This window comes from Staphylococcus sp. HMSC34C02, from assembly GCF_001838705.1.
In the GTDB taxonomy this organism is placed as follows: Bacteria; Bacillota; Bacilli; order Staphylococcales; family Staphylococcaceae; genus Staphylococcus; species Staphylococcus borealis.
The window spans coordinates 38843-51630 of the sequence record NZ_KV838572.1 but is presented as its reverse complement, the minus strand read 5'-3'; the positions used below and the strand labels follow the sequence as shown (position 1 = coordinate 51630).

Here is a 12788-nt window from a genome sequence, read left to right as displayed (position 1 = left end):
TCGTGACTACTGAACCTTTAGCCTCAAGAATGAGACCTACTAATATCGATGAGATAATCTCTCAACAACATCTAGTGGGACCTAGAGGCATCATTAGACGTATGGTTGAAACTAAGAGATTATCTTCAATGATATTTTACGGGCCACCAGGAATTGGTAAAACAAGTATCGCGAAAGCAATTTCTGGTAGTACTGAATATAAATTTAGACAATTAAATGCGGTTACTAATTCAAAAAAAGATATGCAAATGGTTGTTGAAGAAGCCAAGATGTCCGGACAAGTCATTCTTTTATTAGATGAAATTCACCGATTAGATAAAGCTAAGCAAGATTTTTTATTACCTCATTTAGAGAATGGCAAAATCGTTTTAATTGGAGCGACAACCTCTAACCCTTACCATGCTATTAATCCCGCTATTCGTTCTAGAGCTCAAATATTTGAGTTATACGCTTTAGATCACAATGATGTGCGACTTGCTATTGAGAGAGCACTTAGTGATTCAGAACGTGGATTAGCTGACTATAAACCTGTAGTTGATGAAGATGCATTAGACTATTTTGCTACTCAAAGCCAAGGTGATGTTAGAAGTGCATTGAATGCGCTTGAGTTGGCTGTCTTAAGCTCACCAATAGTTGATGAAAATAGACATATCACACTTGAGGATGCTAAAGATTGTCTTCAAAAAGGTGCGTTTGTCAGTGATAAAGATGGAGATATGCATTATGATGTTATGAGTGCGTTTCAAAAATCGATTAGAGGTAGTGATGTTAATGCCGCACTTCATTATTTGGCAAGGTTAATTGAAGCTGGAGATTTACCAACAATTGTTAGACGCTTATTAGTCATTAGTTACGAAGATGTAGGCTTAGCTTCCCCTAATGCAGGACAACGAACCCTTGCAGCTATTCAATCAGCAGAGCGATTAGGATTTCCAGAAGCGAGAATTCCACTTAGTCAAGCAGTTATTGAGCTCTCGTTATCGCCTAAATCAAATTCAGCTATTACATCAATTGATAATGCACTAAGCGACATCCGCCAAGGAAATATAGGTCAAATACCGAATCATTTACGAGATGGCCATTATACTGGTGCTAAAGCGTTAGGTCGCGCCACTGGTTATAAGTATCCTCACAACTATGAGAATGGTCATGTCGTCCAACAGTATTTACCTGATAAACTGAAAGATAAAATCTATTATCAACCTAAAACAACCTCTAAAAGTGAACAACAATTTAAAACTATATATGATAATTTAAGAAATCAAAAATAACAAAAGACTATGAATTACACGAAGCCAATGCAATGTATTACTGGCATTTCGTTTGATTCATAGTCTTTATATTTATAAGTTACCTTTATCCTTAATACGTCGAACAGGAATGTTTTTTAAAATATCATTCACAACATAACTAGCACAAATTAATCCAACCGTGCTAGGTACAAATGCGTTAGATGACGGTGGCATTTGTCCTTTACGATTAATAGCGTTAGCATCTCCAACTGTAGCCTTAACATCTTCACGAATTACAATTGGACTTTCATCAGAAAATACAACCGGCACGCCTTTTTTTATCCCTTGACGTTTTAATTTATTTCGAATAATTTTAGCCATAGGATCCATAAATGTTTTCGAAATATCAGCAATTCGGAAACGTGTAGGATCCGTTTTATTAGCTGCACCCATACTTGAAATCACTTTAATATTTCTCTCTAAACATTCTTTCATTAAATGCACTTTATAAATAATTGTATCACTCGCATCGATAAAGTAATCAATATCATAGTTATTGAACAGTTCTTCATATGTCTCTTCAGTATAAAACATATGAAGTGGTGTCACTTTACATTCAGGATTAATTAATTTAATCCGTTCTTCCATCAATGTGACTTTACTTTGTCCAATGGTTGTTGTAAGTGCATGTATTTGACGATTGACATTAGTAATATCTACATCATCTTTGTCGATTAAAATGATATGACCAATATTAGTTCGTGCTAATGCTTCTGCAGCAAATGAGCCTACACCACCTACACCAAGGACAACTACTGTTTTCTCTTTTAATAAATCTAAACCTTCTTGTCCATATGCTAATTCATTTCTTGAAAATTGATGTTTCATTTTAAACTCCTTTATAAAAACAATACGATAATTTAATATTAACAGAAAAAGACAAATAAAAATACGCAAGACTTAAAAAGCCTTGCGTACCGGTAGAGTCCGTAATTGCCGTAGTTATAAAAAGCTTGATCATTCGGCCTGCTATATACAGGTGGGTGCCCTGTTTCTTGTTTTGCAAGTCCTCCAATTGAGGCGTGTGCGCTGCAAGAAAACCTATTGGGCTCCCTGATCAAAAAGTGTTAGGCCCAAATAAAAAGCAAACATACGAACAATACAGATGACTACCTTATATGAATATATTACCACAGAGACCAAGATAAGGAAATCCTTATTGCTTGTGTAGAAATGTATTTTTTGTGAACCTAAAAATTTAAACATTATAAATTTACATAATATAATTATAGTTGTTATAAATCAATAAACGTATATCTCAAATAATTTAAATTTTAAAAAAGCCACCAAAATCGCTAACGATTTTGATGACTATAATAAACACTATTTAGTTTAATGACGAATACGTAATGATAATTCTTCTAATTGCTTGTCAGAAACTTCACCTGGTGCGTCTGTTAGTAAGCATGTTGCAGACGCAGTTTTAGGGAATGCAATTGTATCACGTAAGTTTGTACGATTCGTTAATAACATAACTAAACGGTCTAAACCTAAAGCAATACCACCATGTGGCGGTGCACCATATTTAAATGCATCTAATAGGAAACCAAATTGTTCTCTTGCTTGTTCTTTAGTAAATCCTAGTACTTCGAACATTTTTTCTTGTAATTCACCATCAGCAATTCTGATTGAACCGCCACCTAATTCATAACCATTTAAGACAATATCATATGCATTCGCTTGTGCATTTTCAGGCTCTGAATCTAATTTACTAATATCCTCTTGTTTAGGAGATGTAAATGGATGATGCGCTGCAACATAACGTTTAGCATCTTCATCGTATTCTAGTAATGGCCAATCTGTTACCCATAGGAAATTAAGTTTTGTTTCATCAATTAGATTTAGCTCTTTAGCAATTTTAATACGTAAAGCGCCTAAACTTTGAGCTACTACATTAGGCTTATCAGCAACAAACATTACTAAGTCTCCTGGTTCAGCTTGTGTAAGTTCTTTTAATGTTGATACATTCGCATCTTCAAAGAAACGCGCAATAGGACCACTTAATCCTTCCTCAACAACTTTCACCCATGCAAGCCCTTTTGCACCATAAATATTAACAAACTCTGTTAATGCATCCATATCTTTACGAGTATAGTTATCAGCAGCACCTTTTGCTACTATTGCTTTTACTTCACCATTATTTTCAACAGTATCTTTAAATACTTTAAAGTCCATTTCTCGACCTAATTGTGATACATCTTTAAGTTCCATGTCAAAACGTGTATCTGGCTTATCTGAGCCATAACGTCTCATTGCTTCTTCGTAAGTCATTCTAGGGAAAGGACCTTGAACATCAATACCTTTAACATCTTTTACAACTTTACGTAACATCTCTTCACCCATCTCGATGATGTCTTCTTGATCAACGAAACTCATTTCAATATCGACTTGAGTGAATTCTGGCTGACGATCAGCACGTAAATCTTCATCTCGGAAACATTTAACGATTTGATAGTATTTATCAAAGCCACTAATCATTAATAATTGTTTAAACAATTGTGGTGATTGTGGTAAAGCATAAAATTCACCTTCATGTACACGAGAAGGTACTAAATAATCTCTCGCACCTTCTGGCGTAGATTTCGTTAAAACAGGCGTTTCGATATCGAAAAAGCCATTATTATCTAAATATTCGCGAATAGAACGTGTTGTTTGATGTCTCATTTTAAATGTTTGTGCTAACTCTGGACGTCTAAGATCTAAATAGCGATATTTTAAACGAATATTTTCATCGACATTTTGATTTTCTTCATTGATTGAAAATGGTGGTGTGTCTGATTTATTAATAATTGTAATTTTTGAAACTTGAACTTCTACCTGTCCCGTTTTAATTTTAGGATTTACAGTATCTTCATCTCTTTTAGTTACTGTACCTTCAACTTCAACGACATATTCAGATCTAACTGTCTCAGCAATACTCAATGCTTCCTCAGAGAAATCAGGGTTAAATACAATTTGCACAATACCTTCACGGTCACGTAAGTCTACAAAGATTAAACCGCCTAAATCACGACGATTATGAACCCAACCTTTTAAAGTAACTTTTTGATCTAAAAGTTCTTCTGTAACCAAACCACAATATGTTGTTCTTTTACTCATTTATATTCTCCTTTTATAATCATTTATTTTTTGTTTTGAAAATAATTCACTAAGTTTGTTAACTTAATTGTTTCAGATTCACCAGTCGTCATGTCTTTAACATCAATCGTTTCATTCTCGAGTTCTTGATCACCAATGACAACTGTATATTTAGCATTTAAACGATCGGCTTGTTTCATTTGGCCTTTTATTTTACGTTGCAAATAGTCTTTATCGGCTCTAACACCGGCTTTTCTCAATTGATTTAAAAGCTTAACACTATATCTTTCAGCTTCTTCGCCCATTGTAACAATAAATAAATCAAACTCATCCTCAACGTTAAGTTCAATGCCTTCTTCTTCAAGTGCTAACAACAATCTTTCGATACTTAATGCGAAACCAATACCTGTTTGACTTGGTCCATCTAATAGTTCAAGTAATCCATTATAACGACCACCGCCACATAAAGTAGTTATAGCACCGTCATAATTAGGATTGTCCATCATTAATTCAAAAGCAGTGTGTGTATAATAATCAAGTCCACGTACAAGATTTGGATCTTCTACATATGAAATACCTAAACGATCCAAATGACTTTTGACCTCATCATAATAAGCTTTTGACTCTTCATTTAAATAGTCAGTGATTCTCGGCGCATTTTTAACCGCTTCTTTATCTCTATCTACTTTACAATCCAATATTCTCATCGGATTAGTATGCAGTCTTGATTTACAATCATCACAAAACGTATCAATAACTGGTTCGAAATGACGAATCAGTGCTTCATTATATTCTTTACGTGAATCAGCATCACCAATACTATTGATAACTAATTTTAGATGTTTTAAGCCAAATGATTCATATATATGCATCACCATTGCTAAAACTTCGGCATCCATACTTGGATTTTCAGCACCAATTGCTTCAACACCAAATTGATTAAATTGACGATAACGCCCTTTTTGCTTACGTTCGTATCTAAACATTGGGCCATTATAGTATAATTTGACAGGTTGATTTGGTAACCCTTGCATTTTATTTTCAATATAAGAACGCACAACTGCTGCTGTTCCTTCTGGTCTTAATGTTATACTTCTATCACCTTTATCTTTGAACGTGTACATTTCTTTTTGTACGACATCTGTAGAATCGCCGACGCCACGAGCGAACAAATCTGTACTTTCAAAAATAGGTGTGCGTATTTCTTTATAATTGTATAATTTCATTAATTCGTCTAATTGGTTTTCTATATAGCGCCACTTACTAGACTCTTCAGGTAAGATGTCTTGTGTACCTCTAGGAATTCTAATCACACAATCACTCCTTCATTTTCTTTTTTAAACTCTCTTTAATAAAAAAAGCCCCTTATATAGTATAACTACTATACAAGGGACGAATCGCCGTGTTGCCACCCTAATTGTAACGAAGTCTATTTCTTAAACTAAGTTACCACTCAAAACGCGTAACGTACGTCAATCGGCTTAATCTATTAAAGCACCTGTTCTTGTGTTCAAAGTTATAAATTACTCAGTATAATCTTCCAGCCAAGGATTATATCTCTACACAATTATATGAATTGTTGTCTCTTTCATTTATACTTTCAAGAATCATATCGGTATTAATTATAAAGTTCAATAACTATGATAACGAGTTTATGTATAGTTTGCAAGCTTTAAGATGCAAAATATTGTTTTAATCCATCAACAACAGCTTCTTCTACAACTTGTCTATGGATTTGATCTCTGATCATTACTTCATCAGTTGGATTACTAATATAACCAAGCTCTAATAATACAGCTGGCTTATTCGTTTGTCTAAGTACTTGGAAGTTCTCTTGTCGTGTGCCCCTATTAGACAATAATGCTTTCTTTTGTATATTAGCATTCAACGTCTCTGCTAATGTTTCCTGATTATCTTTATACCAATAAACCGTTGCACCATTTGCATTAGGACTATCAAGAGAATCATTATGTATACTGATAAAAGCATCACCATTCATTTTTCTATCATCTAGACTAACATAAGTATCATCTGATCTCGTTAACTTTACTGTTGCACCTGCTTTTTCAAGTGCACGCTTCAATTCTTTTGCAGTTTTCAAAGTATAATTCTTCTCTAAACTCTTTTTTGTAGTATTACTGGATGCACCTTGGTCATTGCCTCCATGTCCAGGGTCTAAGACAATGACCTTATTTTTCAAAGGGTTTTCATTCTTGTTAGCATCCGCTTCAATATTTAAGCTTGTATGCCATCCAGCTATCCATCCCTTTTCAGTGCCATCTCTACTTTCAACTTCTATCCATTTACCAGATTTACCTAATCTTGTGAATGTGTCGCCTTTATCGACATGATAAATCACAGGATAGGCGGCATTTGGACCAGTAAGTAATTCAGCATCTTCAGAAACTGTAATTCTATTGCTTCCTTGATCACTATGATTCATAAGCATATATAATAAAATTAAAAATAATATAAATGCGCATACAACAACCAATGTTGTTAGATTTTTAAGATCATGTTTAGATAACCATGCATCTATTTTATTCATATTATTTTGCCATCCTGACTTTCATAAATAATCGTAACTGGACCATCATTTATAATTTCAACTTCCATGTCCGTGCCAAATTCACCAGTTTGCACTTCAACATCGTACGATCTTAAGACAGTGTTAAATTTTTCATATAACACATTGGCTTCTTCAGGGTTCTTTGAATTTGAAAATCCAGGTCGATTACCCTTGCGGACGTCAGCATATAACGTAAATTGTGAAATAGATAAAATTTGACCATCCACCTGTTGAATATTTAAATTAAGTTTGCCATTATCATCTTCAAACAAACGTGCATTTATGATTTTTTTAGCAACTGCTTCTATGTCGGCTTCAGTTGTTTCCTTACCTATACCAACTAGCAAGCAATAACCTTTGTCTATTTCATTATGAATGCTGTCATTTGTAACTGCTGCTCTTTTTACTCTTTGTACAACTACTCTCATATTAATAGCACCTCATTAATTCCATACTCTACTTACAGTGTATACATCACTTAGTTGTTTAAGTTTCTCCACAACACGGAAGACATCATTAACGTTACGTACCATAACACTAATTGTGATAATTGCATTTTTATCTGTATCAGAACGTCCATTAATTTTGATAATACTTCCAACTGTAGAATTAACAGCTTGTATTACTTCATTTAATAAACCATTACGATCATAAGCACTTACCTCTAGGTCAACTTGGTATCGTTGTGTTGAATCTTTAGATTTTACCCATTCAACTGCGATTAATCGCTCTGTTTCATTTTTAACATTTGGACAATCCGTGCGATGTACTTTAATGCCATGTCCCTTAGTGATATAACCTACAATATCATCTCCTGGGATTGGATTACAACATTTTGAGAGTTTGATTAATACGTTCTCAATACCTTCAACATAAACACCACTATCCGTAATGATATCTTCTTTGATTGGTAATGACTTAATCACTTCTTGTGCTTCGTTAAGTGCTTTTTGCTTGTCTTGTATCCGTTGTCTTTCCGTTAATTTATTCACAACTTGAAGTGCTGTTACACCACCAAAACCAACAGCAGCAAATAAATCGTCGTCATTAGCAAAATTATATTTTTCATTGACGACTTCAATATTTTTATCCGTTAAAATATCATCTACTCTAAAGCCTTGTTCCTTAATTTCAGCTTCAACCATAAATTTACCTTTTTCAATGTTAGAGGAACGGTCTTGCTTTTTAAAGAATCCTTTAATTTTACTTTTAGCACTTGATGATTTAACTATTTTGAGCCAATCTCTACTTGGCCCATACGAATGCTTGCTGGTGCGAATTTCAATAATATCTCCAGTTTGTAGGACATAATCAATTGGGACAATTTTACCGTTTACTTTAGCACCAATCATTTTATTACCGACTTCACTATGAATGGCATAGGCGAAATCAATTGGAACAGCACCATAAGGTAATTCGATAACATCACTTGCAGGTGTAAACGCATATACTTTATCGCTTTGCAAATCATACTTCAATGATTCCATAAATTCTTGTGCATCAGATGAAGTATGGTCGGCTTCAGCTAATTCTTTTAACCAATTCAATTTGTTTTGGAAATCTTGGTTCTTTTCATTGACGGTTTTACCCTCTTTATATGCCCAATGCGCAGCAACACCATGTTCTGCAATTTCATGCATTTCATACGTTCTAATTTGAATTTCCAATGGGTCTCCATTTGGTCCAACTACTGTTGTATGAAGCGATTGATACATATTTTGTTTAGGCATTGCAATATAATCTTTAAATCGTCCAGGCATTGGTTTCCATAACGTATGAACTAATCCTAATATTGCATAACAATCATTAATTGAATTAACTATTACGCGAATAGCTAATAAATCGAATATTTGATCAAACTGCTTTTTCTGTTTCATCATTTTACGATAAATACTATAAATATGTTTCGGTCTACCACTAATGTCACCAGTGATATCCATTTTCACCATTTCTGTTTGAATTTTATCTATAGCGTTTGCGATATATGCTTCTCTTTCACTACGTTTCTTTTTCATTAAATTAACAATACGGAAATACTGAACACTATCTATGTATCGTAACGCAGTATCTTCTAATTCCCATTTAATTGTATTAATACCTAAACGATGCGCTAATGGTGCATAAATTTCTAATGTTTCTTTTGAAATACGCACTTGTTTTTCTCGGGCCATCGCTTTTAATGTTCTCATATTGTGTAATCTATCTGCTAGTTTAACAAGTATGACTCGAACATCTTTTGCGATTGCAATAAATAATTTACGATGATTTTCTGCTTGTTGTTCTTCTTTAGAACGATATTTTACTTTTTTTAGTTTAGTTACGCCATCCACAATTCGTGCGATTTCCTCATTAAACATATCCTTCACATCATCAAATGTATATGGTGTATCCTCTATAACATCATGAAGAAATCCAGCAACAATCGTTGGACCATCTAAACGCATTTCTGTAAGTATGCCCGCTACTTGAATAGGATGCATGATATACGGAAGACCATTTTTACGAAACTGGCCTTGATGAGCTTCATAAGCGATATGGTAACTTTTTAAGACGTATTGATAATCATCAGTTGATAAATATGATTTAGCTTTATTTAGCACCTCGTCAGCGCTATATGGATACTCGTTATTCAATATATGACACCCCAACTCATTTGTATTTCAAATACTCAACCAATATTCGAATTTTTGAAAATTAAGAAAACATACATTGTCCTTCTTTAATCCGAGTATATCATCTATTTCGATATAGAAATGCGAGTATTACTTTAATTTTATCAAATGTTAAAAGAACTATAAAAGCTTTAACAATTATATAAATAATAGTTCTATGATACTACAAGTTTTTAAATAAATAAATGGTGTTACACTAAAACAAAAACAAGTCGTTTATTTTAGTAACAAAAAGTGGGAATAAGATAGAATTCCTTTCGAATTCATTATCCCACTCCCACTTATTACGCAAGAATTAATCAACATGCGCAACGCTTATGTCGTACGCTAGTCAATTATTCATCGTATGAAATTAAGCTCATAACGTCATAATCTTTAATTTTTTCAATACCATTTAAATATTTAAGTTCAATAATAAATGCAATTCCAACAACGATACCGCCAAGCTTTTCAACTAATTTAATTGCAGCTTCAATCGTACCTCCAGTTGCTAACAAATCATCTGTGATAAGCACACGTTGACCTGGTTTAATTGCATCATTATGCATCGTTAAAACATTTGTTCCGTACTCTAAGTCATATTCGTAGCGAATGACCTCACGAGGTAACTTACCTTCTTTTCTAACTGGCGCAAAACCAATACCCATTGAATACGCTACTGGACATCCAATGATAAATCCTCTAGCTTCTGGACCTACAACAACATCTACATCTCTGTCTTTAGCATATTTTACAATTTGATCGGTAGCATAACCATAAGCTTCTCCATTATCCATGATTGTAGTTATATCTTTGAAACTTACTCCCGGTTTTGGCCAATCTTGCACTTCCGAAACATATTGCTTTAAATCCATTTATCTATTTCCTCCTATAATCTAACCCTTTTGTGATTTAATCCAAGTTTTTAGTTGCGTAAAATCATCATAAAGAAGAAGTTTCTCAACTTCCATTCTTGATTGTCTTAGTTGATAAACACGACTTGTTTCAATATTTTGTTTATTAGGATTATCTTTAATTTTAATTATACCATTTTCCTCTGTTACAAAACCTAACTCAAAAAATACTTTTAGCATAAATTTTAAAATGTTAGGCTTTACATCTAGAAATTGACATAATAACATGCCTTCTTGTTCTAAATTTGTTTCTTTTTTAGTTATTAGTGCTTTATAACAGTTTTTGAATTGCGTCGTCGTCGGCATACCATCAAAATAGATTGATTGTTGGTGTTGTAACACTAAATAAAGTTGAGAATAATTTAATTCTTCGAGACTCATTTTTAAACTCTCTAAATCAAGTGGTAAATCTCTTAAGACAACGACTTCATGGTCCCCATTTATTTTATCACCATAATAATAGTAATTATCATGTAATTTTTCTTTTTTAGGATGAATCAAGAATGCAATATTAGTATCATTAGGATCCAAATTCAATTGTTTACGTTTACTTCGATAGTCTAATATTTGTTCATTATTTGTTGCAATATCTTGAATAATAAATTGTGGTGATTGATTACCATTCCATTCGTTGATTTGCAAATTACCCAGAAGATTAATTGGTTGACCAAGTTCTATTTGCGTAGCTAAATCACCATTTTGCCAAAATAAACTTTGCAGTTTCAACTGCCCAGTTACTAATTTTAAGTGGTTTTTATCTTTGCCTATGGCTTTAACATCTACAACTTCATTGTCATCTAATTCTAATAACGGTTTCTCAAAATCCGTACCAAATGGACTGAGTCTTTGAATATCACGAATATTGTTAATCGTAATATCATTCTCTTCTAATTTAACTGCGACACGTTTGTTTGGCTCTAATGACGTATGTTCTGATAATTGGTGCATCCATTCATTTAATCCTTGCTCTAACGACTCAATATAATCAATTTCCATTGTCATTCCAGCCGCCATATGGTGACCACCGAATTTAGAAATTAAATCTTGATGTGCACTTAAAATTTCAAACATAGATACTTGCTCTATACTTCGTGCTGACCCTTTAGCATGGTTTTGTTCTAAATCAATATTAAGCATCAAAGTCGGTAGTCCATAGGTTTCAACTATTCTAGATGCTACGATACCAAGGACACCTTCATGCCAATCTTCTTTAGCTAATAACAAAAATTGTTTGCCCTTGTTCACTTTATCCTCGGCTATGGCTAATGCTTCTTCAGTAATCTGAGCAACTATCTCTTTACGTTCAATATTAAAATGTTCAACTTGTTCCGCTAGAAATTCCGCTTCTTCTTCATCTTCTGTCATTAATAATTCTGCTGCTAACGAAGCATCTTCTAATCGGCCTACTGCATTTAGTCTGGGTCCTATAATGAAACCTATCGTTTCTTCGTTAATCGTGTCATTATAACCCGCTTGGTTAAGTAAAGCTTTAATTTGTATCGGACAGCTTTCGTTTAACAAAGCTAATCCTTGTTTTACAATCGAACGATTTTCGTCAGTCAATGAAACTAAATCTGCAATCGTTCCTATTGCAGCTAAGCCTACAAAATAATTAGGTGGATTATCCAATAAAACTTGAGATAATTTATACGCCACGCCAGCACCACACAAATAATGAAATGGATAATCATATTCCGGGTGCATTGGGTGCACGATTGCATATGCTGAAGGTAACGTTCGACCAATTTCATGATGGTCAGTAACAATAACGTCAACGCCTAGTTCTTGTATCATTTCAATCTCTTTATGACCTTGTATACCATTATCGACAGTTATGATTAGGGATACACCTTCGTCATGTGCATTTCTAAATGCAAGTTCATTAGGTCCATAACCTTCTGTGAAGCGATTCGGAATATACCAACCTACCTCAGCACCTAATGTCTTTAACGTATTAACCAATATAGTCGTAGACGTGACACCATCAGCATCATAATCACCATATACTAAAATGCGTTCATTTTTATCTATAGCTTCATTAATTCGATTGACCGCTTTTTCCATATCACTTAATAACCAAGGATCATGGTTGACGGCTGTTTGATTTAAAATCGCTTTAATAGACGCATCTTCAGTAATGGATTTACTTTCAAGTACTTTTTTTATAATAGGTGTTAATTGATGTTTATTTGCTAATGTTTCATCTATGTATTGTGTTGGAGGTTCATATAGCCAATTATATTTTGATTTAATCATGTCATTATCCTCCCTTTTTCCAAAAGCC

9 protein-coding genes and 1 other RNA gene are annotated in these 12788 nt (G+C 33.6%); 1 reads left to right on the top strand and 9 read right to left on the bottom strand.

Annotated elements, in window-relative coordinates:
• Positions 1-2: 2 nt before the first annotated feature.
• Complete coding sequence (locus HMPREF3239_RS04990; protein WP_070854924.1) at positions 3-1271, top strand: replication-associated recombination protein A; 1269 nt, start codon at positions 3-5, stop codon at positions 1269-1271.
• Between the two features lie 72 nt (positions 1272-1343).
• Here HMPREF3239_RS04990 and HMPREF3239_RS04985 read toward each other — a convergent pair whose 3' ends face one another.
• From HMPREF3239_RS04985 to recJ, 9 genes are all read right to left on the bottom strand, one after another.
• Positions 1344-2120 carry a tRNA threonylcarbamoyladenosine dehydratase gene (locus tag HMPREF3239_RS04985; protein ID WP_053029562.1) on the bottom strand — a complete coding sequence of 259 codons (777 nt, stop codon included), beginning with the start codon at positions 2118-2120 and terminating at the stop codon, positions 1344-1346.
• 92 nt (positions 2121-2212) lie between these two features.
• Positions 2213-2403, bottom strand: a non-coding RNA gene (ssrS, locus tag HMPREF3239_RS04980) — 6S RNA.
• Between the two features lie 221 nt (positions 2404-2624).
• Positions 2625-4391 (bottom strand): aspartate--tRNA ligase, encoded by a 1767-nt coding sequence (gene aspS, locus HMPREF3239_RS04975; RefSeq protein ID WP_053029563.1) that lies wholly within the window; start codon positions 4389-4391, stop codon positions 2625-2627.
• Positions 4392-4414: 23 nt separating this feature from the next.
• Positions 4415-5683, bottom strand: a complete 1269-nt coding sequence (gene hisS, locus HMPREF3239_RS04970) for a histidine--tRNA ligase (RefSeq protein ID WP_070854923.1) — start codon at positions 5681-5683, stop codon at positions 4415-4417.
• Between the two features lie 359 nt (positions 5684-6042).
• Positions 6043-6918 (bottom strand): N-acetylmuramoyl-L-alanine amidase family protein, encoded by an 876-nt coding sequence (locus HMPREF3239_RS04965; RefSeq protein WP_070854922.1) that lies wholly within the window; start codon positions 6916-6918, stop codon positions 6043-6045.
• Positions 6915-7367 (bottom strand): D-aminoacyl-tRNA deacylase, encoded by a 453-nt coding sequence (gene dtd, locus HMPREF3239_RS04960; RefSeq protein WP_070854921.1) that lies wholly within the window; start codon positions 7365-7367, stop codon positions 6915-6917. Before dtd ends, HMPREF3239_RS04965 begins: the two co-directional genes overlap by 4 nt.
• 15 nt (positions 7368-7382) lie before the next feature.
• Positions 7383-9572 (bottom strand): RelA/SpoT family protein, encoded by a 2190-nt coding sequence (locus tag HMPREF3239_RS04955; protein ID WP_053029567.1) that lies wholly within the window; start codon positions 9570-9572, stop codon positions 7383-7385.
• Between the two features lie 374 nt (positions 9573-9946).
• The gene (locus HMPREF3239_RS04950; protein WP_053029568.1) at positions 9947-10465 is read right to left on the bottom strand and encodes an adenine phosphoribosyltransferase; all 519 of its coding nucleotides are present in this window, start codon (positions 10463-10465) and stop codon (positions 9947-9949) included.
• Between the two features lie 21 nt (positions 10466-10486).
• On the bottom strand, positions 10487-12760 hold the full coding sequence (gene recJ / locus HMPREF3239_RS04945) for a single-stranded-DNA-specific exonuclease RecJ (RefSeq protein ID WP_070854920.1): 2274 nt from the start codon (positions 12758-12760) through the stop codon (positions 10487-10489).
• Between the last annotated feature and the right edge of the window lie 28 nt (positions 12761-12788).

Coding starts and splice junctions, on each gene's coding strand:
- HMPREF3239_RS04985 (WP_053029562.1), bottom strand. CDS start 2,120: ATGAAACATCAATTTTCAAGAAATGAATTAGCATATGGACAAGAAGGT.
- aspS (WP_053029563.1), bottom strand. CDS start 4,391: ATGAGTAAAAGAACAACATATTGTGGTTTGGTTACAGAAGAACTTTTA.
- HMPREF3239_RS04965 (WP_070854922.1), bottom strand. CDS start 6,918: ATGAATAAAATAGATGCATGGTTATCTAAACATGATCTTAAAAATCTA.
- HMPREF3239_RS04950 (WP_053029568.1), bottom strand. CDS start 10,465: ATGGATTTAAAGCAATATGTTTCGGAAGTGCAAGATTGGCCAAAACCG.
- recJ (WP_070854920.1), bottom strand. CDS start 12,760: ATGATTAAATCAAAATATAATTGGCTATATGAACCTCCAACACAATAC.
- dtd (WP_070854921.1), bottom strand. CDS start 7,367: ATGAGAGTAGTTGTACAAAGAGTAAAAAGAGCAGCAGTTACAAATGAC.